Raw genomic sequence first — 24,861 nt, 5'->3', positions numbered from 1 at the left:
CGACTCGAACCTGTCAAACACATCGCCCCCAGGTCGTGCGTGATACTTGGGGGCGAAGACTATTTCCTCATAACCACTCGAATTGGGCGGTCGAATCTATGTGTCTCTTCGAATTGCGAAAGCACTAGCACCGGCAGTGCGGAACTGCACCAGAAAACTCGCAATCAGTACTAGCCCTGTAGTGCATAGGTGCTCCGTAGAGAACCACGGTCCAGCATCTAGAAGTACCGCAAAAGGCCATGGGGTGAAGTTGGTAAAGAAAACCAAAGGCGTATTACAAAGCGCCCACAGGATAATGGTGGCGAGTGTCCCCAGTGATTTTCCCCACTGCGTGATCAGTATTGCACCTGCCGCAAATATCAACACACTGTTGTTGATAATCAGTTCGCTCTCTGGACTGACGGCGGAATCGGTCCCCGGCTCAAGATGATAAGCAACATTGCTCTGGATCGAGGCGAAATAGGCGACAATCACGACGATCATCGCACCAAAGGTTTGTCTAAATACTGATAACCACTGAGCCCGCCGTCTCCGCAGATCAATGTGAGGCATCGAAGGTGTTACAAGCACAACCGTGGTCAAAGCGAAAAGAAGCGAAACTAGCTCAGCAGCTGTAATGACAAAGGGCTTAGTGGGACTACCTCCGATCTCAAACGTTATCCCACGAACTAAACGAATCATTACTCCGCAAAATGCCCCCAAAAGGCAAATGACGTGCCACGGGGTGGACAAGAGAATACTACGGATCGGCATCGGGCTACCTCTGAGTAACTAAACGATGGTCAATGATTGACCTAGGACTCCTCCGTCAACATTTCCCATGTAGCTTGACAAGACACAATTGCTCTCCAGTTTTCCGCTATGTTTTTGTCAACCACGCTGTGGTCAAGGGAAGATAGCACGTCCTCCGGTGCTGGATCCGTCTCACCGCTCTCGGAAATGCTTTGGTAGAAAGCACCATTTTTCTCAACGCTCTTGGAATAAACACCAGTGCGCTTAGTGATATAGACCCCAACTCGGTCGATCACAAAGGCTCCTTCGGACGTCGGATCTGTACATGACCCGATTCCTAGCTCATCGAGAAGAAGCCCACTGATGTCTAGGCGCCGATCCTCGCCGGCGGTCGTAAAGTTTTGGTAACCGTGGTCCCCGGACTTGATCCGGTAAGCCGAATTGCTGGCGAGTTTCCTCGGTCTTACGCCGTCCGGTAAATATTCTTCGAGGGCGGAGATATCACGAGTCATTTGCTCAAGCCCGGGCTCATCGGCCGAATCCACACATATCTCTGACCCGCCCGACGAGAATGCGCAAGAGTCTCGATCGACGATCGCGACGGGACCTGCAGCTGCCTGCAACAGACCTGCAACACCGACAATCGCCGTAATAGCAATTACTCCGCTAAGACTAATGTTTTTCGAAGCACCAGCAGCCAACAAAAGAAGTCCACCAGCTACCAGTGCGAGGCAAACGCTTACACCCAAGGCAACTACCAGGTTTCGAGGCTCAGTGAGATCAGTCGGATCAACCGCCTGCAAAACAATTGGAGCGACTGCCCAAGTTTTGGCACTGTTAGCACCGAACGCGACAACAAAGTAGGTGACAATAACTGCAATCAATGGCGAGACAGCGGGATGAAACTTGCGAAAGGCAAGCGCAACGAAAGCGGACAGCGCAGCAACCGTGGAGAGAAAAACAGTGCTGACAGCGACTACCAGCAGAATCCAGACGGATCCATCTGCACTTTTAGCGATAGCATCGGTAAAAGCAGGAATAGCCCCAAGTGATATTGACGCGGCTGTAATTAATGCTGGGGCGAGGGTCAAGAATAGAACCTGCAGTTTTAGCGGGTATCGGCCAAGTGAGTTGGCAGTTCCCACGCGAGGAGAAGCTAACGCTGCCACGTTGTAGGAGACGATGACTGCTAGTCCAAAGCAGGATAAAGCAGTTGCATCTCGAAATGCCTCAGCGATATCCGCAGTTCGCGGATACGCAAATTGCATTTGTTTAGAGGTCACCCAAAAGGAAACCCCAACACCGAATACCACCTGAAGGACACCGAGCACCATGAGCACTGGTGAGCCAAATTTTCTAGTGATCATAAGCTGAAGTCCTGAATTAATGTTTCGATGCCACGTAAGCGAGGGCGCGTTCTAGGGGATCGGTTGACACCGAGGAAAAATTGTCTGCGGAAACAGCTTTTAACCGATTCCATTCTCCCTCGTACGCGATGCGACCGTTGTGGAGCGCAACCACGTTGTCAGCCACATGCTCGAGATCATCCTGCAGATGCGTGGAGAGAATGATTGTTGCGCTATCTTTGAGACGATTTAGGAGATGTCGCACCTCAATCCTCGCCTGCGGGTCAAGACCTGCGGTAGGTTCATCCAAAAATAGAATATCGGGCGAATGGATCAGGGAAGCTGCAATTCCAACGCGCCGAGTTTGTCCTCCAGACAGGTTGCTGACTCGGGAATTCTCAATCTCTGGGAGCTCGATCATCTCCAATACTTCCGGGATTCGTCGCAAATAGGCGCGTCTATCAAGCCCTGCAACCCAGCCTGCGTATGCAAGGGCGTCACGGCATGTCATAGTCGAGGCGAAACGTACATCTTGGGGTACATAGCCAATACGACGCCGATAGTTAACTAACGCTCTTCCTGCGATCTCCGTTCCATCGACCGAAAATCCACCTCGTGTCGGCTTTTCTATGGTGCACAGGAGACGTATCAACGTAGACTTTCCACTGCCGTTGCCGCCTATCAGGACCGAGAGACCCGGCGGGAACGTTACAGACACGTCTTTGACTGCTTCCGTAGTGCCAGTGCGTGACTTGAAAGTCTTGCTTAAGGAATTGGTGCGGATCAAGGAGCGTCCTTCCTATTTATCGGCAGGCCCCGGAGTTAGCTCCACGTAACGTGTTCCCTGTGTTGCTGACCACCTGGCCGTAGTAGCTCCTAAAAAGTTCGGAGGTGAAGCACCTCCATCAGAAACTTACAGGTGTACGGAATATAGCATGGATCACTACCGTGCGACAATAGCGACAATCATCACACTTCCCCCAGCCTGTAGTCTGTTGAAGTGATGAGTAATAACCAATTGCGCTACATGGGTACCGAGACCGAATACGGCATCACTTGCCCCGACAATCCGCTGATCAGCCCGCTCGTTACCTCCACTCACGCGGTGGTGGCGTACGCGGCGTTGCGCACAAAAGCGCGTACGCGATGGGACTATGCGGAAGAAGCCCCGCTGAAGGACGCCCGTGGGTTCGATCTGCAGCGCTACCGCAGTGTGCCGGTGGTGGACGCGAATGCGATCGGGGTGGCGAACGTTGTCGTCGCTAATGGTGCGCGTTATTACGTTGACCACGGCCACCCCGAGTACTCAAGCCCAGAATGCTCGAACGCTTTGGACACCATGATTTATGACGCAGCGGGCGATCACATCCTCAATGACGCCGCTGCTGACATCCGTCACCTGTGGGAAGAGCAGGTTTCCGTCCTCGCCAATCACGATCCGTGCCCGCCGCTGAAGTTCTACAAGAACAATGTCGACGGCAAGGGTCGCTCCTACGGCAGTCACGAAAACTACCTGTACTCGCGCCACACCAATTTTGAGCGGCTCACGCAGGCGTTGATTCCGTTCTTCGTCACTCGCCAGGTGATCATCGGCGCCGGGCGCGTCGGCATCGGCCAAGCGTCGGAGAAGCCTGGTTTCCAGATCTCGCAGCGCGCAGACTACTTCGAGCAGGAAGTCTCGCTCGAGACGACACTCAACCGCGGCATTGTGAACACGCGCGACGAGCCACACGCACCGGAGGAGGACTTCCGTCGCCTCCACGTCATCGTGGGCGATGCGAACATGAGCCAGTTCTCCAACTTCCTCAAACTCGGCATGACGAAGTTGGTGCTCGACGCCATTGAGCAGGACGTGGACTTCTCAGACCTGCGTCTGAAGGACCCGGTTGCGGAGATTCATGCGGTTAGCCACGACCCGACGCTGAACCATGAGCTTTCGCTTGTCGACGACACCTCGCGCACCGCAATCTCCATCTTGCGGATCTACCGTGAGCGGTGTGCAGGCCTTGAGGGACTTGGGGTCGTCGATAAGCAAGTGCTCGAAATGTGGGGCGAGATTCTCGATGACTTGGAGCGCGATCCGCTCTCGACGGCCGACCGGCTGGACTGGACCGCAAAATGGTCGCTGATCCGGCGTTTCGAGCAGCGCGGCGCGACAATGGCGAAACTGCAGGCGATTGACCTGCAGTACTCGGACATTGACCCGTCGCAGTCGCTGTACCACGCGCTTGTCCGCAAGGGTGCTATGCGCACGCTGGTTGATGCGGAAACGATCAAACGCGCCGCCGCAGAACCACCGCGCGACACCCGTGCGTACTTCCGCGGCACTGCCGGCCAAAAATTCGGCGAAAACCTGGTCGCCTCCAGCTGGCAATCTATGCTGTTTTCTATCGACGAGCAGCTCTACCGGGTCCCGCTCGACCTGCTCGGGGAGCACACCGCGGCGGACACCGAAGAACTTATTGCCCAATCCAACACGGTGTCCGAATTGCTGGCCGGACTGGGCTTGAAAACGAATAGGTAAAGGTAGGCTGATAGCCATGGCTACGCAACAGATGCACGCCGCAGGTGGCGGCGGTGAAGATAACGGTGACAACTTCGACGCATCGCAAGGCGCCGGTCAAGCCCAGATCAACACAACCGGTACGGATGATCTGCTCGACGAGATCGACGCGCTGCTGGACACCAACGCGGAGGAGTTTGTGAAATCCTTCGTGCAAAAGGGTGGTCAGTAAACGCAATGGTGGCTGGGTACCCGCGGCGCATCATGGGCGTCGAAACAGAATTCGGCGTGGCTGCCTACGACGGTGCCCGCCAAGTGCTCACCCCGGAAGAGATCGCCAGGTACCTCTTCCGCCCGGTAGTGGCGCAGCACCGCAGTTCCAACGTGTATGTGGACAACGCTGCGCGTCTCTACCTGGATGTCGGATCACACCCGGAATACGCGACGGCGGAGTGCGACTCACTGTCCCAGCTCCTCGCGCACGATAAGGCCGGCGAGTGGATCTATGCGGATCTTGCAGAAACGGCTGACAAGGCCCTTGCGGCAGACGGCCTCGGCGGGTCGACCTATTTGTTTAAGAACAACGTGGACTCCCGTGGCAACTCCTATGGCGCACACGAGAACTACCTGGTCAGCCGCGAACTCGCGCTGAAGTCCTTCGGTCAGCAACTGCTGCCGTTTCTAATCACACGCCAGCTCATCTGCGGCGCCGGCAAGATCGCAGGCGACACATTCGTCATCTCGCAGCGCGCAGATCAAGTGTGGGAAGGCGTCTCGTCCGCAACGACGCGCACCCGCCCGATCATCAACACCCGCGACGAACCCCACGGGGATTCGCACCGGTTCCGTCGCATGCACGTCATCGTGGGCGATTCCAACATGTCCGAGCCCACCTTTGCGCTGAAGGTTGGCTCGATGCTGCTGGTCATTGAGATGCTCGAGGCGGGCTTCGACCTGCCAGACATGGAGCTCACAGACCCCATCGCGCATATCCGCGATATTGCAGCCGACCCGACCGGGTCGACGCCGCTCGACCTAGCTGCGGGTGGAACCGTGACCGCCCTGGAGGTGCAGCGCACAACGCTTGAGGCTGCGAAGCGCTGGTTGGCGCAACGCCCAGACGAGGGTACGCCGAACGAGGAGATGGCCCGCGTCGTGGACCTGTGGGAGCGCACCCTCAATGCGATTGCGACACAGGATTTCTCCCAGGTAGATACAGAGATCGACTGGGTGATTAAGCGCAAACTGCTTGAGCAGTTCCGCGCCAAGCTCGGTTGTGGCTGGGACCACCCAAAACTCGCCCAGATCGACTTGACGTATCACGACATCAACCGCAAGCGCGGACTGTTCTACCTGCTGGAGCGCAAAGGTCTTGCCAAGCGCTGGATTACCGACGACGCGATCGCACAGGCTGTGGCGAACCCGCCTGAGACCACACGTGCCGCCATCCGCGGGAGGTTCCTCGCGGCAGTACGTGAAGCAGATACGCCACACAACGTCGATTGGGTGCACCTGAAGGTCAACCGTCCGGAGCCGCGCACGATTGAGTTGCTCGACCCATTCGCCAACACCAGCGCCGAGGCAGATGACCTCATCGACTACGTCAACGCTCACGCGGGGGAAGGGGAGTAGCGCATGGCCGACGATTCCGACATGATCATCCGCCAGGTCGGCCTCACCTTTGCACTGCTCAACTCACCCGAAAAGCGGGACGTCGCGTGGGTGCAGCGCCACGTCGACGGTTACGGGGGTCGCAGCCGTGACGCTGCAGGTCATCTCATCCGCCGTGACGTCGCAGAACTGCGCCGACTCTGGGTTCCCGCCCACTTTGTAGACGGGGAAGTGTGGGTTGATAAAGACCTCTACGAACTTCCGCCGGTGGATCTCACCGCCGAGGAAGCATCCGTCGTCGGGCTAGCAGTTGATCTTTCCCAGCCAGGCTCGCTTGGCAGTTTCGCGCGTTCGGGATGGACGAAGCTCGCCGCGTCCGGTGCGACGCGGAACCTGGATGCTCCGACGTTGGTGTCGGTGTCCAACGATATCTTCCAACTCCGCCCAGAGACGTTGCGCGCCATCGTTGCGTGTGTGCGCAACAAGCAGCGCATGTCCTTCGACTTCGTCCGCGCACCAGGCAAGGATCCTGAGCGTCGCGTAGTGGACCCGTGGGGCGTGGTGTCGCTGAACAACCGCGCCTACTTCGTCGGCTACGACATCGACCGCGGCGCCGAGCGTGTCTTCCGCGTGAAGAAAATTTCCCAGGTGAAACGCGTCAACACGTCAGAGCCGTTCCACGAGCAGGAAAGCGATCTCCAAAGCATTGTGGAGGCATCGTTGCGAGGCGACCTGGTTGATGCCACCGTCACCGTTACCGATGGCGCTGGTGAAGAACTCGCCTTGCGGGGCAAGCGTATTGCCGACACCATCACGCTCACCTCCGTCGACCGCGATTGGGTTGTGCGCGCAATTGCCAGCATTGCGGGCAACGTTGTCGCGGTGGAGCCAGCTGGGGTGCGGGAGGACGTCGTCAAGCTTTTGCGTACAGCAGCGGGAGAGGAACGCCGATGAGTACTGATCTGCAGCGACAAGAGCGCGTGGTGCGTTTGCTCAACCTGGTTGCTTACGCATCCAACCACGCGGACCTGACGGTAATGGAGATCGCGCGCGACCTCGGCGCAGATCCGCAGCAGGTGCGCGATGATCTGGACTTGCTGTACATGTCGGGCGTTGGCACTGGCCCGGGGGAGATGATCGAGCTGGAGCATTCCTGGAAGGGCGTGCGGATCATCGACGATCAAGGCTTGACCAAGCCGCTTCGCCTTACCCCAGTCGAAGCAAGTGCGCTGCTGGTGCTGCTCGACTCGTTAGAGACAATGCCTGGGCTTGTGGATGCCCGCGCGGTCCGCTCCGCAGCCGACAAGATCCGTACCGCGACAACCGCCAGCGGCATTGGCGATGCGGAGCACCCCACGACGTCGAGTATTGCGTCTACGGTCGCCGAGGCACTCTCTGCCAAGCAGCAACTTGAGGTGACGTATTACTCGGCAACCTCAGACACGACGAGTAAGCGCACAATTGAGCCTGCGAGCCTCTTCCACGAGGACGGCAACACCTACCTCCGAGCAGCAGATGCCGGGGATATAAAGACGTTCAGGCTTGACCGTATCCGGGAAGCGGTACTTCTCGACGAGCCGTCCACCGCCACGGACACCGACTTCGACAGCGCCGATCCTTTCGGGATGGCCCAGCAGGCAAAGGCGCAACTGCTGATCCATCCGGACGCGACGTGGCTCGCGGACTACTGGGACATCGATATCGAAAGTGACGTAATTGACTCCGAAACGGGGTGGATTTCGGCCGCCATGCACTACGGCAGTGGCGACTGGTTGATCAGGTTCTGCCTAGGTCAAGCCGACCGCGTACGCATCCAAGAGCCAGCGAAGCTGGCTGCTGAACTCGAGGCGCGCGTGAATTCTGCGCTCGAGGCGTTAGACTAAGAGCCCTTACACGTCTGTTGTTGAAAGGAACGCAATGACTTTGCCGAGTGGAGCAGAACTACTCCTTATTCTTTTCGTAATCTTGCTTTTGTTTGGTGCAAACAAGCTGCCGGATCTCGCACGCTCCATGGGTCGCTCCGCCCGTATCTTTAAGTCTGAAGTCAAGGAGATGCAAAACGACGAGGCTGGCGAACAGCCGAAGCAACAGCACGAGATTGAATCCGCGGCTGCCCAAGAGACCCGCAGCGCCGCGCAGGACGCCGATTTCTGGGAGCGCCCGGAGAACCAGCCGCGCTCCTAAGTGGCAATGAAGGCAAAAGTGACTAATCGGAGGAAGAATCCTACCGGCGAGATGTCGCTGGTCGAGCACCTCCAGGAACTTCGTCGGCGGGTGCTTGTCTCCCTAGCCGCTATTCTCGTCGGGACGATTGTCGGCTTCATTTGGTATCAATATGCGCCTTGGCGCTTGATGCCGCTGGGCGAAATCATTCGTGGCCCATATTGCAGTTTGCCTGATGAACTTCGAGCAGATTTTACCGGAGACGGTGAGTGCCGTCTTTTGGCAACAAGACCACTAGAGATGTTCATGCTGCGACTGAAGATTGGTGCTCTCGCCGGTCTGGTACTGGCATCTCCGGTGTGGCTATCCCAAATTTGGAAGTTTATTACGCCAGGACTGCTAAAGAACGAACGCCGCTATACGTTTGTCTTCGTAACTATTGCAGTGATTCTTTTTGTAAGCGGCGCAACTCTGGCCTATTTCATCCTTGACCAGGGATTTCTGATCTTGATGTCAATTGGATCTGAGTTTCAGATCGCTGCACTGTCTGGTGGAGACTACTACAACTTCCTGCTGTCTCTCATCGTGATCTTCGGCGTGAGCTTCGAGGTGCCGCTGATCATCATCATGCTCAACCTCGTCGGAGTGTTGCGCTACGAACATGTGAAGGACAAGCGTCGCTTCATCATCGTGTTGATCTTCATCTTCGCGGCCGTCATGACTCCGACACAGGATCCATTTTCCATGACGATCCTTGGTCTTTCTATAACGTTTTTGGTCGAGCTCGCGTTCCAGTTCTGCCGTTTCAACGACCGCAAGCGCAAGCGTGAGCGTCCAGACTGGATGGATCTTGACGACGAGCAGGGTTCCGGCCCGATCGACGCTCCGACTCCGGTTGGGTCTGCGAGCCCGATTGGCTCGTCGACAAGCATTAGGGCTGCACCAATCGAGCGCCCACAACCGGTACACCGTGCCCCGGCGACAAAGTCGAGCACCTCGCAGAAGCGAGGCTTCGAAAACGACATTGACTTTGGGGACGTACTGTAGGGGGCATGCTTTCCCCCGAGAACTCCACGCCGTTTCTGCAGGAATTCGCCGCAGCGAAGCCTTTCGATCTCGACGACTTCCAGATTGAGGCCTGCAAAGCCGTCGAGGAAGATCGTGGCGTGCTGGTTTGCGCGCCAACCGGCTCGGGCAAAACCATTGTTGGCGAGTTCGCCGTGTCCCTCGCCCTGCACCGTGGGACGAAGTGTTTCTACACCACGCCGATCAAGGCGCTGAGCAACCAGAAGTACAACGACCTCGTTGCCGAGCATGGCGAAGAGGCTGTCGGTCTGCTCACCGGGGACACCAGCATCAACGGCTCGGCTGAGATCGTCGTCATGACCACTGAGGTGCTTCGTAACATGCTCTACGCCGAGTCACCACAGTTGGATCGCCTGACCCATGTGGTGATGGATGAGATCCACTTTCTGGCAGATCGGGACCGTGGTGCCGTGTGGGAGGAGATCATCCTCAACTTGAGCGACTCGGTCAGCCTCATTGGTCTTTCAGCTACGGTGTCAAACTCCGAGGAGTTCGGCGAATGGCTGTCTACCGTCCGTGGCGATACAGAGGTGATCGTCTCTGAGCACCGCCCGATCCCGCTGAGCCAGTACATGATGGTGGGGCGCAAGATGTTCCCGCTGTTCGAACCCGGCACCGACGGGCGAGTCAACCGCTCCCTCGAGCACGCCATTGAGCGCATCGAGTCCGGCCATTCCAATGAGGGTCGCCGCGACTTCGAAGAAGGCCGTGGCTTCCGTTCGCGCTCTCGCAGCGGCCGTACCCGCGGCCAGGACAAAGTGCGTCCAGTAGGGCGCCCGGAGGTCGTCTCCGTCCTGCAGGGCCAGGACATGCTGCCCGCGATCGTGTTCATCTTTTCCCGCGCCGGCTGCGACGGCGCACTGTTCCAGTGCCTGCGTTCCCGCAAGGAACTGACGACTCCGGAGGAGCGCTCCGAAATCGAGCAGATTATCGACGACGGCGTGGAAGGCATTCCCGGCGAAGACCTTGAAGTGCTCAACTTCAAACAGTTGCGCACCGCTTGGATGCGTGGCTTTGCCTCCCACCACGCAGGTCTGCTGCCAGCGTTCAAGCACATCGTTGAGCAGCTCTTTGTACGCGGTTTGGTCAAGGTGGTCTTCGCCACCGAAACCCTCGCGCTGGGTATCAACATGCCGGCGCGAACTGTGGTGCTGGAGAAGATGGTCAAGTTCAATGGCGAGGCCCATGTCGATTTGACTCCTGGCCAGTACACGCAGCTGACCGGGCGTGCGGGGCGCCGCGGCATCGACCACATCGGCAACGCCGTCGTGCAGTGGGCACCGGCGCTGGACCCCCATGCGGTTGCCGGGTTGGCCTCCACTCGCACATACCCGCTTATCTCGCAGTTTCAGCCTGGCTACAACATGGCGATCAACATGCTGGCCATGAATGGCTTCGATGATTCGATCCGACTGATCGAGCAGTCTTTTGCCCAGTTCCAGACCGACCGCTCCGTGGTGGGCGAGGTCCGCGACATTGAGCGTCTGCAAACCAAGGTCCGGATCCTTCGTGAGAAGTTGGAGCGCGACATCTCCGCGTTCGCGCCGCCGTCCGAAGACCCGGCTGCAGAGCTTGTGGAGTACTCGAGGTTGCGTCGAGACCTCAACGATGCGGAGAAGAAAGCGCGCCGCGAAGCGATTGAGAACCGCCACACGGAGACCGTCAAGATTCTCGCTCGCCTCCAAGTAGGCGAGGTGATCGCACTGCCGGGTAAGCGCAAGCCGGAACTGGCCGCTGTCGTGCAGCCTGCGGCGAAGCAGCACGACCCACGTCCCTGGGTGACAACGGAGCGCGGATGGTCGGCACGTATTGATGCTGCCTCGTTCCGCAACCCGCCCATGGTCGTCGGCCGCATCAAGGTGCCTCGTCATATGCAGCAACAGCCACGAAAGCACGCCCGCAAGGTCGCGGACATGCTGCACCGCGGCCATTTCAATGCACCCAAACGTTTGCGTGAGAAGGCGCGGACCCGTCCGAACAAGCAGGTGCTTGCGCTGCAGAAGGCTATTCGTGATCACCCGGTGCATCATTGGCCAACGCACGACCGCGAACTTCTTGCCAGAACAGCCGAAGACATCGTGCGCGACGAGCGCAAACTCGCCTCACTTGAGCGTCGTGTGGATACCTCGACCGACTCGCTTGGCCGAACCTTTGAGCGCATCATCGGGCTGCTCACGGAGATGGACTACGTCGAACTAGTCGACGGCGAACCCAACGTCACCGACGAGGGCGAGCGTCTATCGCGTATTCACAACGTCTCAGACCTTCTGGTCGCACAGTGTCTCAAGCGCGGCATCTGGGACGAGCTAGATCCAGCGGAACTCGCCGGTGTCGCATCCATGGTGGTGTTCGAAAACCGTCGTGCGACCCAGGGTTCGCCGGAGGCGGCAACCGACGCGATGGCTGATGCGATGAACGACACCATGCGCATCTACGGCGAACTGGTGTCTGATGAGCAACGCCATAATCTTCCCGCAACACGCCTTCCGGATGCCGGGTTTAGCCTATCCATGCATCAGTGGACCGCGGGTGCCCCCTTGGGTTACGCCCTCGCAGCTGCGGCAGAATCCGGCGCAGAACTGACACCTGGCGACTTCGTGCGCTGGTGCCGCCAAGTCATCGACCTGCTCGAGCAGATTAAGAAGACCGGCTACTCTGACCAGATTCGTGATAACGCCAACCGTGCAGTCGACGCGATCCGCCGCGGTGTGGTGGCTATCGGTAACTAGCGGGCAATAGCGACACGGTGGCGATGCGCAGGTTTCGGTTCATCGGATCCATGATGAGCGACTGCACTGCGAACACCTTGCCGTGTGCAAAGACCGGCCCGCCAGAGTCTCCTTTGATCGCCGGGGGAGAGGCGTAGACCAAGCCCGCGGGGCGGATACGCGTGGCAAACGACCGTGACGCAGAAAACGGCAACTTGCCCAGGTAGAGACCTGGCTTTCCCTGAGGAGTTTTCGCACGTCCGCCGAAGCCAACCGTCAGCGTCGATGCGCCAATCTTCGGAGGAGCCCCAATCGCAAGCAGCGGAGCCGATGAGCGTTCGGTGAGCCTTGCCAATGCAATATCAGTACCGGGAATCGGTGCGGCGGATTTGAGGCGGTACGTGGTGTCGTCGATACGCACACGCACCTTCGATTCATCCACACCGCGAAAGAAATGCGCACACGTGAGCACCGTATCGGGCGTGATCAGCGCGCCTGAACAGTAACTACGTCCAGGCATACTGATGCGGGCGATTGATCGTGCGAGGGATTCAGACACAGCAGCGATGGTATCGATCTACCATGGCCAGCATGACGTTTGATGCAAGTGTGTATGCGAAGCGCCGACAAATGGCTGCCGACTTGGTAAAGCAACGTGGCTTGAGCGGATTGGTGATCGGGACTGGTGCAGAGTTTGCCTACCTCACCGGCTCCTGGGCGTCCTCCCACGAACGCCTCACCGCCCTCGTCATCTCCGCCGATGGCGCGCGTGTCGTCGCACCGATGACAGACCTGCTTTCGTTGGGGCTCGACGGCGCGGACGACGTCGAGGTGATTGGCTGGCGCGATGGTGAGAACCCGTACCGTCTCGTTGCTGACTCGCTCCCGGATGGCCCGGTCGGTCTCGGCTCCTCTTTGACCGCCGACCACGTGTTCGCACTGCAGGCCCTGCTGCCACGTACAGATCTGGCTGAGACTGAGGTCGCGGAATTGTTCATGGTGAAAGACGCTGCAGAGCTTGAACAACTCGAGGCCGCAGGCAGGGCAATCGACCGTGTGCACGAACGTGCTGCGGAGCTGCTTCAGCCGGGCCGTACGGAACGCGAGGTCGCTGCAGAACTGAACGCGCTGATCCTCGAAGAGCACGAAACGGTGGCGTTCGTCATCGTCGGTTCTGGTCCCAACGGCTCGAACCCGCACCACGACTTCTCAGACCGTGTGCTCGAGGAGGGCGACCCGGTGGTCGTCGACCTGGGCGGTGCGCTGCCATCTGGCTACCAATCGGACTGCACCCGTACTCACGTCGTGGGTGGCAGGAACAAGGCGAAGCCAGACTTCCTGGAGGCGTACGACGCGCTGGAGCGCGCGTTCCAGGCGGCCTGCGACGCAGCCCGACCCGGCATTACCGCAGGTGAACTCGACGCCGTCGCACGAGGCGTACTGGAGGAGGCCGGCTACGGCGAGTGGTTTACCCACCGTCTTGGACACGGTATCGGATTGTCGGGCCATGAGCAGCCGTTCATCATCGCAGGTAGCGACGTCATCTTGCGCGAGGGAATGGCCTTTTCCATCGAGCCTGGCATCTATAAGCCAGGTGAGTGGGGCATGCGCATCGAAGACATCGTGACGCTGACTGCTACCGGCATGAAGACCTTCAACACCACTCGTCGCGACCTGGATGCAGCGCGTGGATAACCCCGGAACAGTGCTCCTGCTCGGTGCTCGCAGCGACATCGGCGGCGAGATCGCTGTGCGCATCTGCAGTGGTCGTGAAGTTGTACTCGCAGCGCGTAGCAGCGATGGCCTCGACGACGTGAAACGTCGTTTGCTTGCAGCGGGAGCGACTGTTGTCCGAGCCGTTAATTTTGACGCTACCGACCTCGACTCACATCGCCGCATCGTCCGCGAGGCAGGGGAGGTCACGTCCGCCATCGTGGCCTTCGGCATTTTGGGCGATCAGGAACTGGCAGAGCGCGAAGAACGCGAGGCCGCTCGCATTGCCACGGTGGACTACGTGGCACAGGTCAACATGCTCACCGTCCTTGCCGACGAAATGGCACGCGGCGAGATCTTCGCCTTTTCTTCCATCGCGGGCTGGCGGGCACGTCGCGCCAACTACGTCTACGGATCGACGAAGGCAGGCCTCGACGCGTTTTGCCAAGGACTCTCCGACAAACTCCATGGGACAGGCCTGAACCTGATACTGGCGCGCCCCGGGTTCGTCATTGGCGCGATGACTGAGGGGATGAAGCCTGCGATTATGTCTGTGACGCCGGATGTCGTCGCTGATGCTGTCGTTGACGCTGCGGCCAAGGGACGGAGTACGACAGTGTGGATTCCGCGTCGCCTCGCCGTTTTGGCCATGATTATGCGCTTGGTTCCACGTCCAATCTGGCGCCACATGCCGAGGTAGCTCATGGCGTCGTTGCTCCTTCCTCGTGTGCGCTCGCTCGCCGGGCTCGGCCTTGACTTAGTTCGTCCTGCTCAACGAACCGGGCCAGACTTCGGCCGAGCTACCTGGCTTATGGGCGTGACGCCGGGGTCCCTTCTCGAGGCCGTACAGATCCGACCAGTAGGGGCAAGCGGGCTGTTGAACCCCTCAGACTCCTGGCGAATCGAATACGCCACGAGCGATACTCAAGGCCGGATCTTGTCCGCGACAGGCGCAGTGTTTCGCTCTCGTACGCCGTGGATGGGGAAAGGTGAACGGCCCACGATCGCGTTTGCGCCATCGACGCAGGGCGTTGCACGGCGTTGCGACCCGTCATATTCCTGCACCGTGGGCATCGGACCACGTATCAAGCCCATAGACTTGATCGCCGCGTATGAACAACCCGTAATCAACTTGTTCCTTGCAGCCGGCGCCGACGTAGTCATCACCGACTACCCACGCGACCCCGGGGACGATGTGGAGCTCTATTGCGACCACGTTGCGGCAGCACGCTCCCTCGCCGATGCCGTGCGCGCCAGCACCAACCTCGGCGTAGGAACAGCCAAACTCGGTCTGTGGGGTTTCTCCCAGGGCGGGGGAGCCGCCGCAGCGTGGCTCGAGGAACCTGAGTACGCACCCGATCTCCAACTGCTGGCAGCTGTGGTCGCAGCTCCGCCAGTGGACATGGTCAGCATGCTCCATCACGTCGATGGCGCGCTTGCCTCCGTAGTGATCCTCTACGCGGTCGCGGGCCTCATGGCCAGCGACGACGCAATTGCTGCCGAGATTGCTCCGCACTTGAGCCCAAGAGGTGTTGCGGCCATTGCGAACGGGGCGCGCACGTGTGCTTTAGGGGCGGTGCTGCATCGCCCGTGGTCGCATACTCGCTCTTGGACGAGGACCGGAGTGAGCATGGCATCGCTTCTCGACGACCTCCCGTTGACCAGCAGCCACCTTGATGCAACACGCCTAGGCACCAAACGCCCGCTAGGTATTCCGATTCGTCTGTGGAGTTCGCCATACGACGACCTTGTCCCGCACTCAGATGTCTCAGCCTTGGCAGAGAGTTGGGGAGTGGAGTTCCTCTCACGTACGGCCAAGCGTATCCGTGGCAGGACTGGCACGAACCACTTCGGCCCGTATTTTCTCTACGCTGCAACTGACGTGGGTTGGTTGCTCGATCGGCTCAACGGGTAGTCTCTGGCCCATGCCTGTGCTCCTGTTGTCCTACTTCGTTGTTGAAGCGATCGCGTTCTTTCTCGTCGCCAAGTGGATTGGTGTCGGATGGGCGCTGTTGGCAATTTTCGCACTGATGATCTTCGGCGGCTTTGCCGCCAGCATGTCGCTTCGCAGTGAACTTACGCAGATGGCTCGTGGGCGAACCAGCCTTGGCAAGTTGGCTGGCGACTCCGCGCTGTTGATGGCGGGTTGGGCGCTAAGTCTCGTCCCTGGTTTCGTGAGCTCGGTCATCGGCCTGCTATTAGTGTTCGGTCCGACACGAGCAATCGCGCGTCGTTCGATGACCAAACGCGCCCGTCGCGGCATGGAAGACCTCGGCGCGCGCCTCTACGAGGCCACCCCGATGTCGCAGTTCACCACCTCCTACGGTTCGTTTACCAATCCCAATCAGCCCTATCCGCAGAAAGGAGCGGATGCTGACGACGTCGTTATTGATGCCGACGAGTTGGAGGAATGGTTCCGCAACAGCGGCAATGAGCCGGGGGAGAAGTAGGTGACGGCCCTTACCCGCTTCCTCCGGTTCGTACTCGCGGCCTGCTCTGGCTGGCTGGTGTTCTTCTCGTACGAACCGCACGGACACTGGTTCTCCGCCATCGTCGGCATATCCGTGTTTTATCTTGCGCTCATGCCATGGCAACGCTGGCCGGGTACTGATCGTCCTTCCGCAGCCTTCGGCGGCCTACTGGGCTTTACGCAGGCTGCGTTTTGCTACCTCTACCTGCTGCCGTGGATCGGGGAGTTTGTCGGCGCAATGCCGTATGTCGCTTTGTCGATCTTCCTCGCGCTCTACGGCATCGCTATAGGTGTGTTTGGTGTGATCGTCGCGCGTTGGCGCTTTGGCTTCCTCGCGTTTGCGCTGATCTACCTTGCGGTTGAGTTTTGCCGCTCGTCGTTTCCTTTCGGCGGGTTTAGCTGGGTACGCCTGGCGTGGGGGCAAATCAATGGTCCACTAGCTGCTCTCGCACCTTGGGGTGGTCCGGCGCTGATCTCAATTGCGGTGGCGCTGGCAGGGGCAGGTCTCATCGTGGCCATCCTGCAGCGTGGGACGCAACGCTGGGCCGGCCTTGTAGCCGCAGTACTGCCCCTCGGTCTCGGCACCGTGGCGCAGATCGGGGTCAATAACCCTGCCTCGACAGTGGGCGAAGCAACCGTTGCCGCGGTACAGGGCAACGTCCCTCGCATGGGGCTTGATTTCAACGCACAGCGCCGCGCGGTGCTGGCCAACCACGTCAACGAAACGCTTGCGCTTCGCGACGACCTCCGCGCGCAAAACATGGATGTCGACGCCGTTTTCTGGCCAGAGAATTCCTCTGACGTCAATCCGTTCACCGACTCGGAAGCACGAGCGCTTATCGACGTCGCCGTGCGCGGCATCGACGCACCGTTGCTCGTTGGCACACTCACACGTGACGACGTTGGCTCCCGCAACACCATGGTCGTCTTCGACCCAAAAGATGGGCCAGGGGAGTACCACCACAAGCGGTTCCTCCAGCCGTTCGGCGAGTACATGCCCATGCGTGACTTTTTCCGGAGGTTCTCCGACATGGTTGACCTGGCTGGCGACTTCAAACCTGGTGACGGCAACGGCGTGGTGCACCTCGGCAACATCGCAGTCGGTGTGGCGACTTGCTACGAGGTGGCGGAGGACGAGGCCTACCGGATGGCGATTCGCAACGGCGCCCAGTTGCTCAGCACACCGACGAACAACGCCACGTTTGGGTTCACCGGCATGACGTATCAACAATTGGCGATGAGCCGCATGCGTGCACTGGAGACCGATCGCGCAGTGGTTGTTGTAGCCACCTCGGGTGTCTCCGCCATCGTCCATCCCGACGGCTCAGTATCGCAGCAGACGGAAATCTTCACGGCAGATCATCTCGTCGAAAAGCTGCCGCTGCGCGATTCTGTCACCCCGGCTGTGCGATTTGGAAAGATTCTGGAGTGGTTGCTTGTCGCGGCAGGGATCATGCTGATGGCTGTGGCAGGCGTTTCCGCACGTACCCGGGCGCACGGGTATGCTGCACCAAGGAATAAATAAGTGTGACAACGAGGAGACGTAGCACCGTGGCGAATACAACCCTGGTGATTATCCCGACCTACAACGAAGTGGAAAACATCCCGCTTATCGTTGGACGCGTGCTGGATGCCAACAAGGATGTGGACGTCCTTGTGGTCGATGACAACTCGCCTGACGGCACCGGAGCAAAGGCTGACGAGCTCGCAGCTACTCATGATGAAGTTCACGTGCTCCACCGCACCGGAAAAGACGGCCTGCTGGCTGCGTACCGTGCCGGCTTCGAATGGGCCCTTGAGCGCGAGTACGAGGTCATCGTTCAAATGGATGCAGACGGCTCGCATGCCCCTGAGGAACTCGTGCGTTTGCTCGACGCAGTAGCCAACGGCGCAGATCTGGCAATCGGTTCGCGCTACGTCGACGGTGGGGAAGTAAAGAACTGGCCGCGCAGCCGCTACCTGCTGTCCAAGCTGGGCAATGAGTACATCTCGATCGCGCTTGGCGACGATGTCAAGGACATGACCGCTGGCTACCGCGCGTTCCGCCGCGAAGTCTTGGAAGATCTCGACCTGGATGCGCTGTCCAACAAGGGCTACATCTTCCAGGTGGAGATTGCCCACAAGGTAGCAGACGCTGGATTCGGGGTTGTTGAAGTCCCCATCACTTTTGAAGACCGCAAGCTTGGCGAGTCGAAGCTGGACGCAAGCTTCGCTGCCGCATCGTTTGCAGAGGTAACCAAGTGGGGAGCGAAGGAAAAGGCTTCCTTCGTTGGCAACCTGGCGAGCGAAACCTGGCGACAGATTGAGTACGCTGCCGCCAACTCAAAGCTTGCAGATCTTCCAAATCGTGCGACCAAGGCTCCGTCGCAGGTAGCTGACTTGGCTAACGAGGTTGCTTCCTTGACCAAGTACGAGCTTTCCGGCAAGAACCTGGATAAGGTCGGCCGTCGCGTTGCAGAAGGTGCACAGACGGCAAAAGACCTGACGACGGAAACCGTGCGTCAGGTCCTTCACGTATTCAATTCCGGTTCGAAGTAGGGAATTAGCCTTCCTTCTGCGCGGCCTGCTCCTTAGCGAGGCGGGCCGCGGTGCGACGGCGCTTCCGGAGCTGCTCTAAGCGCTCCTCAAGCAGCACGTCAAGCTCCTCAATGCTGCGACGTTCCAGCAGCATGTCCCAGTGGGTACGCGGCGGCTTCGTCGGCTTCGACTCGACACCTTCGCCCTCCATGAGCGTGCCGGTCTGGCCGTTCTTGCACATCCACTCTTCGGGGATCTCAGCCTCATCGGCGAACGGAACCTCAAACACCTCACCATTGGGTGTTTGGTACTTCGCCATGCGACGCGGCGCGAGATCATGGTCGCGGTCAGTTTCGTAGCTCACGGCACCCATGCGGCTACCGCGTAGCACTCGATCAGCCATGTTGTCTCCATCCTTGTCGTCGTTATTGCCCGGTTGCCCAGCAATCGCTCAAGTATAACGGTCCACTAATTCGTTTTGTTCCCTGACCTCACCCGGGCTTGACACCTGTAATAGACTTGCCGCCGTGAAGATCAGGAAGCGGAGAGTAAACGAGACTACAAACGTTTGCGCGTGGTGCGGTAAAGAGATTGAAATCAACCAGGGGCGTGGCCGCAAGCGGAAATATTGCAGCTCTTCGTGCAAGCAGCGTGCGTACGAACAGCGCACACTCCTTGCAGGTACGACCGTGGACCCTGACGCTGTGATTCTGAGCCGTCAGCGCGTCGCAGAGATCCGCGATCGACTTTACGAGTTGCGCTGTGCCGCTGAGGATATCCAAACTGCAGCGGCCGAAGGCGCGACGGCGGACGAGTTGCATTCGTTGTGTGACGAATTAGTAGGCTTGGTCCAGAAACTCGAAAAACTGAGGTGAGGTACGTGAAGACCAGCTCCCGTAATACGAAGCTGCTTATGATCGCAGTTTTAGCCTTTGCCATTCTGGCGCTTGCAGTGGCGTTCATCCCGTTGGGAAGGACGCTGTTTTTTAGTCACGGTGTCAAAACTGAGGGTATCGACGAGTCCAGCCTGAAATCCGCCACAACGGAAATTGACGGCGTCTGGGAGGTAACAAACAAGCCTGGACCCAACCAAACGTCTGCAGGCTTCACATTCGCCGAGGTGCTGCCAGGTGATCGCCGGACTACGTCAGGCTCGACACAAGGCGTTCGCGGTAGCGTGACTATCGAGGCGGGCACGCTGAAGGCTGGCGAGATTGTCGTCGATATGACAAACATTCGCACCGACTCTGATGTCCGCGATGAAAGCGTGCGACGCAAAATTTTCCATACGGACGATTTCCCGGAGGCAAAGTTCGTTGTCACCGAGCCAGTGGACCTTAGCAGCGTGCCAGAGGACGGGACGATGGGCACCGTAGACCTGACGGGCAACATGACCATCCACGGCGAGACGAACACGATCACGCAGACATTCAATGTCGCGCGCTCGGGCGATCAGCTGCTCGTCGCAGCAGACATTCCGATCAACCGAGAGGACTACGGAGTGAAGACTCCGGAGCTGGTGGCCGCAAAGATCGCCGAGGACGGCGAAATTAACGTCCGTCTGGATATGCGGAAGTAGCCCTATATAACGTCACCTGACGTTATATAAAGGATATTTGTCCGATAATGTACATTATGTCAAGTAACATTTGGTGGCACCACGGCGTAATCTGTCCCCATGGCAAAGCTCCTCTCTCCCGATCCCCGCAGGATCCCCAAGCCGGTTTACGACGATTCCTACCCGGACGCTGTCAGTAAGCAATTCACTGGCGGCTCCGACCCGGAACTCGTCGCGGCGCTCGCAGCAATCGTCGGCGCGGACAATGTTCAATCACGCGTCTCAGATCTCGTGCGTTACGCCTCAGACGCTTCTCCGTACCGCGACATCCCGTCCGTGGTCGTTCAGCCACGCAACGCGCAAGACCTTTCCGCGCTGATGCGCTATGCCCGCCGTGCAGGTCGGACGCTGACGTTCCGCGCCGCCGGGACGTCTCTTAACGGCCAGGCGATGACGAACGACATCCTCGTCGATGTGAAGACCCACTTCGCCGGCATGGAGGTCCTCGACGGCGGCAAACGCCTTCGTACGTTGCCGGGCGTTGTGCTTGGCGACGCTCAAGCGGTCCTGCGACGCCACGGCTACATGCTCGGACCTGATCCCGGCTCGACCGCATCTGCTTGTATCGGTGGCGTCCTCGCTGACAATGCCGGCGGCATGCGCTGCAAGATTGAGCGTGATTCCTTCCACACCATCGATCAGGCTGAGTTTGTATTGACGTCTGGCGAGATCGTCGATACGCGCAAAGGCGACGACGTCTTCCGCAAACAGTGCCCTGAACTGCACAAACAACTCTCTGATTTCCGTGATCGATTGCGTGCTAACGAGACGCTAGTCGCTCGCCTACGCGCAAAGTTCTCCATCCGCAACACCAACGGCTTGCGCATCGATGCATTCTTGGACGAGGACGAGCCGGTCCGTATCCTCATGCGCTTGCTCGTCGGCTCCGAAGGCATCCTCGGCGTGTTTACCGAGGCTGAGATTCGCACCATCGAGTTGCCAAAGAAAAAGGCTGTGACCTGGGTGGTTGTACCCGACATCACTGATGCTGCCAACTATGTTGCACAGCTTGTCGACGCCGGCGCTGAAGCCTGCGAACTGCTCGTCTCCGATGTCATGCGCGGATCAGTTGGCCAATTTAGTGCTGCTCCTGCTGAATGGGCAGATATTGACCAGTCCACCGCTGCCCTGCTCCTCGAGGTCGGTGGCACCACCGAAGACGAGCTTCAGCAGGCCATTGCCGCCGCCGAGGCCGTGCTCGAAGGCGCGGAGCTGCTAGCACCGCTGCACTTTGAGACCGACCCAAAGAAGCAAAACGCCATGTGGCAGCTGCGTAACGGCCTGTTTGGCCTGATCGGGCAAAACCGCCCGCAAGGCGCCGCGCTGATTACTGAGGACGTGTGCTTCCCACCTGCGCAGGTCGGCGAAGGCGCTGCTGAACTCATGGAGTTGCTCCGGCGCTACGGCTACCCCGAAGGCGTGATGGGACACGCACCCTACGGGAACCTGCACTTCTTTATCACCCCGGACTTCTCCAACCCTGAGGAGCTCGAGAAGTACTCGCGCTTCCTTGACGAGCTGGTTGAGTTGGTCGTCGACAAGTACGACGGCTCGATGAAGGCTGAGCACGGTACCGGTATCAACATGGCGCCGTTCGTGCGCCATGAATGGGGCGACGAAATCTGGAACCTGTTCTGGGAGGTCAAGGAGATGCTTGACCCGGACATCATCCTCGCGCCGGACGTGAAGTTGACTCGCCAGTCGGACATCCACCTGCAGCGCTTCAAGTCCTTTCCCAAGGTCGAGCAGGAGATCAATATGTGCGTCGAGTGCGGCTTCTGCGAGCCGGTATGCCCGTCACGCCACGTCACTGTGACTCCACGTCAACGTATTGTGCTGCGCCGTGAGATGGCGCGTCAGCCGGAAGGCTCGGAGGTCTTGGGGGCGCTGCGCGAGCAATACCAGTACGACGCGATCGACATGTGCGCTGCCGACGGAACCTGCGCTATCCCCTGCCCTGTTGGCATTGATACCGGCAAGGTAATGAAGCAACTGCGCGCAGCTCAGGCAACACCTGCAGAGAAGCGTGTCGCAACTGGGATCGCGAAGGGATACGGCGCGGTCGAGGCGTTGGGCCGCACTGCGGTATCTGGCGTCAATATTCTCGGGCCTGCGCTAGCCAATGCTGTCACCCAGGTTGGACGTGCACTCATCTCGCCCGAGCGCCTCCCCTCTGTGCCGGGGCCCATGCCGCACAAGGCACCACAGATGCCGGAAACCTCGCGCAACGGTGCCGCAGCTGTCTACTTCCCTGCCTGTGTAAACCGTATCTTCGGCCAACCTGCTGGTTCTGCTGATCAGATTGCTGTGCCGCAGGCGGTTGTTGAACTCGGCCGACGAAGCGGAGCACCTGTGTGGATCCCGGAAAACGTTGACGGCGGTTGCTGTGGCATGCCGTTTTCTTCGAAGGGATTCGACGATGCATACCGTGCGAAGGCACTCGACCTGCTGGAGCGCATGTGGCAGTGGTCAGAGCAAGGCGCACTGCCTGTGATCATCGATGCAGCCTCGTGCACCCATACCGTGGTGGATTCCATGCCGGAGGTACTCTCCCCTGCTGATCTTGAACGTTTCGAGGCGATTCGCGTTCTTGACCTGGTGCAGTGGCTCGACGAAGAGATCATGGAGCACCTGCCCATCACTCAGGACCAGGGGCGTATTGCTGTCCACCCGCCATGCTCCGGTCAGCACCTTGGTACCACGGAAGCGCTCATGCGTGTCGCAGCTGCGTGTGGCGATGCGGAAGTGCCCGCTGGGGCGGCCTGCTGTGGCACAGCTGGCGATCGTGTGATGTTGCACCCTGAGCTGGTTGAGTCGGCGACTCGCGAGGAACGCGAGGGGCTCAATCGTGGCAATTATGCACGCTTCGTGTCAGCAAACCGCACCTGCGAGATGGGCCTACAGATGGTGGCCGGAAAGCCATTTGAGTCGATTGCAGTACTGGTCGAGCGTGCATCCCGACCGGAGGTCACGTTAGCCTAGCGACGGCCTCCGCGATGGCGCTGCACCATCGTGACCTGCGCGAGGTCCAGCATTTCCAATCGTGCAAGGGCTTCGCGCAGGGCTAGCTGCCAAGTCCACATCCTGCGGAATACAACGTCGTAGCCATCCGCTGCGGCGTCGCGTAAGTGGGCGTCGAAGGCCATTCGCTGCAGCCTCAGCGATGCTGCGAGGTGTTCAGGTGCGGTTGTCACCGCAGTCACGCGCAATGCAGTGTGCTTATCGACGATCCGGGCAACGTCATCGCAACTCACAACGTTCATCCGTGGCCACGCATAACCGGTGGTTGAGGCCAAGGCTGCCGCTGCACTCCGGGAATAGTTGTTCGTGCGGACAATTGTTTGCAGCACTACCTTGCCGCCCTGTGCGAGCATCTGTTCCGCGGATACGAGATACGCGATCTGTTCCTGGTGCGGCATGTTCTCAAACGCCTGCATGCTCACTACTGCGTCGTACACCCCGCGACGCTGCCGTGCCAACGCTTCGATTTCGGCTGGGCAATCCAACACGTCAATGCGTGCAGCACCTTCAGCACCACTGAGGATCAACTGTTCTTCAAGGCTTTTCCTCACGCGGGCGTCAAAGGTAACCACATCCAGGGTGCAGCGTCGAGCAAGTGCTTCCGCAGCCACCGCTCCTCCACTGCACGGCATCTCAAGCAAATGTGTGCTGGGACCGGCAGCGGCGGCGTCGAGAAGCATCGAAATGCTCCTGCGTTGCGCATCAGCTAGGTCATCGCGATGAGCGTCAAGTGGAGCGCCGATTTCGGTGACGTCGACGAAGTGGTGCCCTGGCTCGTTTCCTCGCCCTGCCCCCGGAGTGTGGGACTTCATCCGCGTGCGCTGAGTCGTCGGCACACCCGTGCCAAAGTGTCCCTGCGCATGCGTTGCGGTGCCACCAGCAAAATGCTGCACCAGATCCGGAGGTAGCTCCCCGATCACCCCAAGGGGTGTGCGACCGTGCTTCGGAGCAGACACGCGTGCTGGTGACGGCCTGTACCCCGCACCGATCAGTGCCTGGAGTGCATCTACAAGCCCTTCGGACGTCGAGGTCACCCACTCGCCTGCCATATAACTTTCAGCAAGGCCAGTCCACCCACGCGCAGCGATACGCTCAAACATGTCCGCGGATTCCACGGTGAGCGCTGCATCGTCTCCTTCTAGAGCAAGTTCTGCTTTCGCACAGGCACGAGCAAATGTCGCCTCAGCGATCTTCGTGCGCAGCGCTCCTCCACGGGCCCTGGGTACCGCAGCGACAGCCGGCCAGGCCGCGGCGTCGATGGAACTTTTGCGTGCGCGGGAGATATCGGCCATTTCACAAATGCTAGTGGCCAAGAACCTGCTTCTGCGGTACGCCACGGCTCAGATAAAATGCGGCGCGTACTATATAGGCGT

At 59.2% G+C, this 24,861-nt stretch carries 23 protein-coding genes; 17 read left to right on the top strand and 6 right to left on the bottom strand.

All coding sequences use genetic code 11. The annotated features are described in order from the left end of the window. Positions 1 to 96: 96 nt before the first annotated feature. The 3 genes from CCOY_RS06445 to CCOY_RS06435 form a co-directional block, all read right to left on the bottom strand. Positions 97 to 483, bottom strand: a complete 387-nt coding sequence (locus CCOY_RS06445; RefSeq protein WP_143028479.1) for a hypothetical protein — start codon at positions 481 to 483, stop codon at positions 97 to 99. Positions 484 to 794: 311 nt separating this feature from the next. Then, complete coding sequence (locus tag CCOY_RS06440) at positions 795 to 2,099, bottom strand: hypothetical protein (RefSeq protein WP_092102541.1); 1,305 nt, start codon at positions 2,097 to 2,099, stop codon at positions 795 to 797. A gap of 16 nt (positions 2,100 to 2,115) precedes the next feature. Continuing rightward, the gene (locus CCOY_RS06435; protein WP_083279525.1) at positions 2,116 to 2,865 is read right to left on the bottom strand and encodes an ABC transporter ATP-binding protein; all 750 of its coding nucleotides are present in this window, start codon (positions 2,863 to 2,865) and stop codon (positions 2,116 to 2,118) included. Between the two features lie 216 nt (positions 2,866 to 3,081). Here CCOY_RS06435 and dop point away from each other — a divergent pair, with 216 nt between their 5' ends. The 8 genes from dop to CCOY_RS06395 are packed head-to-tail and all read left to right on the top strand — an operon-like array spanning position 3,082 to position 12,170. Then, positions 3,082 to 4,602 carry a depupylase/deamidase Dop gene (gene dop, locus CCOY_RS06430; protein WP_244268725.1) on the top strand — a complete coding sequence of 507 codons (1,521 nt, stop codon included), beginning with the start codon at positions 3,082 to 3,084 and terminating at the stop codon, positions 4,600 to 4,602. Positions 4,603 to 4,618: 16 nt separating this feature from the next. After that, positions 4,619 to 4,813, top strand: coding sequence for a ubiquitin-like protein Pup (locus tag CCOY_RS06425; RefSeq protein WP_070423179.1), 195 nt, complete (start codon positions 4,619 to 4,621; stop codon positions 4,811 to 4,813). 32 nt (positions 4,814 to 4,845) lie between these two features. Beyond that, the gene (gene pafA / locus CCOY_RS06420) at positions 4,846 to 6,213 is read left to right on the top strand and encodes a Pup--protein ligase (RefSeq protein WP_425284115.1); all 1,368 of its coding nucleotides are present in this window, start codon (positions 4,846 to 4,848) and stop codon (positions 6,211 to 6,213) included. Between the two features lie 3 nt (positions 6,214 to 6,216). Beyond that, positions 6,217 to 7,146, top strand: a complete 930-nt coding sequence (locus tag CCOY_RS06415; RefSeq protein ID WP_092102533.1) for a helix-turn-helix transcriptional regulator — start codon at positions 6,217 to 6,219, stop codon at positions 7,144 to 7,146. Next, positions 7,143 to 8,075, top strand: a complete 933-nt coding sequence (locus CCOY_RS06410) for a helix-turn-helix transcriptional regulator (RefSeq protein WP_092102530.1) — start codon at positions 7,143 to 7,145, stop codon at positions 8,073 to 8,075. The genes CCOY_RS06415 and CCOY_RS06410 overlap by 4 nt, the downstream gene beginning before the upstream one ends. Before the next feature lie 34 nt (positions 8,076 to 8,109). Then, complete coding sequence (gene tatA, locus CCOY_RS06405) at positions 8,110 to 8,376, top strand: Sec-independent protein translocase subunit TatA (protein ID WP_070484785.1); 267 nt, start codon at positions 8,110 to 8,112, stop codon at positions 8,374 to 8,376. 6 nt (positions 8,377 to 8,382) lie between these two features. Next, the gene (gene tatC / locus CCOY_RS06400) at positions 8,383 to 9,402 is read left to right on the top strand and encodes a twin-arginine translocase subunit TatC (RefSeq protein WP_224212712.1); all 1,020 of its coding nucleotides are present in this window, start codon (positions 8,383 to 8,385) and stop codon (positions 9,400 to 9,402) included. 5 nt (positions 9,403 to 9,407) lie between these two features. Then, entirely contained in the window at positions 9,408 to 12,170 is a 2,763-nt protein-coding gene (locus tag CCOY_RS06395) for a DEAD/DEAH box helicase (protein WP_092102528.1), read from the top strand. Here CCOY_RS06395 and CCOY_RS06390 read toward each other — a convergent pair. Continuing rightward, complete coding sequence (locus tag CCOY_RS06390; protein WP_224212714.1) at positions 12,157 to 12,708, bottom strand: S1 family peptidase; 552 nt, start codon at positions 12,706 to 12,708, stop codon at positions 12,157 to 12,159. The genes CCOY_RS06395 and CCOY_RS06390 overlap by 14 nt on opposite strands. 23 nt (positions 12,709 to 12,731) lie before the next feature. On the opposite strand from CCOY_RS06390, the gene CCOY_RS06385 reads away from it, so the two are divergent. The 6 genes from CCOY_RS06385 to CCOY_RS06360 all read left to right on the top strand — a co-directional run bounded on the left by CCOY_RS06385 (position 12,732) and on the right by CCOY_RS06360 (position 18,870). After that, positions 12,732 to 13,844, top strand: coding sequence for a M24 family metallopeptidase (locus tag CCOY_RS06385; protein ID WP_070615078.1), 1,113 nt, complete (start codon positions 12,732 to 12,734; stop codon positions 13,842 to 13,844). Further along, on the top strand, positions 13,837 to 14,562 hold the full coding sequence (locus tag CCOY_RS06380) for an SDR family oxidoreductase (RefSeq protein WP_425284114.1): 726 nt from the start codon (positions 13,837 to 13,839) through the stop codon (positions 14,560 to 14,562). The genes CCOY_RS06385 and CCOY_RS06380 overlap by 8 nt, the downstream gene beginning before the upstream one ends. A gap of 399 nt (positions 14,563 to 14,961) precedes the next feature. Continuing rightward, a complete protein-coding gene (locus CCOY_RS06375; RefSeq protein WP_224212716.1) occupies positions 14,962 to 15,777 on the top strand; it encodes a lipase family protein in 816 nt (271 codons plus the stop codon). A 10-nt stretch (positions 15,778 to 15,787) separates the two neighbouring features. Then, positions 15,788 to 16,312, top strand: a complete 525-nt coding sequence (locus tag CCOY_RS06370) for an FxsA family protein (protein ID WP_070451519.1) — start codon at positions 15,788 to 15,790, stop codon at positions 16,310 to 16,312. Then, positions 16,313 to 17,857, top strand: coding sequence for an apolipoprotein N-acyltransferase (gene lnt / locus CCOY_RS06365; protein WP_092102519.1), 1,545 nt, complete (start codon positions 16,313 to 16,315; stop codon positions 17,855 to 17,857). 26 nt (positions 17,858 to 17,883) lie between these two features. After that, positions 17,884 to 18,870 carry a polyprenol monophosphomannose synthase gene (locus tag CCOY_RS06360; RefSeq protein ID WP_070828958.1) on the top strand — a complete coding sequence of 329 codons (987 nt, stop codon included), beginning with the start codon at positions 17,884 to 17,886 and terminating at the stop codon, positions 18,868 to 18,870. Between the two features lie 4 nt (positions 18,871 to 18,874). Here the strand turns inward: CCOY_RS06360 and CCOY_RS06355 are convergent, their stop codons facing one another. Continuing rightward, a complete protein-coding gene (locus CCOY_RS06355; RefSeq protein ID WP_070423193.1) occupies positions 18,875 to 19,252 on the bottom strand; it encodes an RNA polymerase-binding protein RbpA in 378 nt (125 codons plus the stop codon). 124 nt (positions 19,253 to 19,376) lie between these two features. Here CCOY_RS06355 and CCOY_RS06350 point away from each other — a divergent pair, with 124 nt between their 5' ends. From CCOY_RS06350 to CCOY_RS06340, 3 genes are all read left to right on the top strand, one after another. Next, positions 19,377 to 19,724, top strand: a complete 348-nt coding sequence (locus tag CCOY_RS06350) for a hypothetical protein (RefSeq protein WP_244268723.1) — start codon at positions 19,377 to 19,379, stop codon at positions 19,722 to 19,724. A gap of 38 nt (positions 19,725 to 19,762) precedes the next feature. Further along, complete coding sequence (locus CCOY_RS06345) at positions 19,763 to 20,428, top strand: YceI family protein (protein WP_083292066.1); 666 nt, start codon at positions 19,763 to 19,765, stop codon at positions 20,426 to 20,428. Between the two features lie 99 nt (positions 20,429 to 20,527). Beyond that, positions 20,528 to 23,449: an FAD-binding and (Fe-S)-binding domain-containing protein gene (locus CCOY_RS06340; protein WP_092102517.1), complete on the top strand. Its 2,922-nt coding sequence runs from the start codon at positions 20,528 to 20,530 to the stop codon at positions 23,447 to 23,449. Here the strand turns inward: CCOY_RS06340 and CCOY_RS06335 are convergent. Beyond that, the gene (locus tag CCOY_RS06335; protein ID WP_092102514.1) at positions 23,446 to 24,780 is read right to left on the bottom strand and encodes a class I SAM-dependent methyltransferase; all 1,335 of its coding nucleotides are present in this window, start codon (positions 24,778 to 24,780) and stop codon (positions 23,446 to 23,448) included. The two genes, CCOY_RS06340 and CCOY_RS06335, sit on opposite strands and share 4 nt — an antisense overlap. Positions 24,781 to 24,861 lie beyond the last annotated feature (81 nt).

The sequence above is a fragment of the Corynebacterium coyleae genome, from assembly GCF_030408635.1.
Lineage (GTDB): Bacteria > Actinomycetota > Actinomycetes > Mycobacteriales > Mycobacteriaceae > Corynebacterium > Corynebacterium coyleae.
Note: the sequence above shows the minus strand (reverse complement) of the source record. Positions and strands in the feature narration are given on the sequence as shown.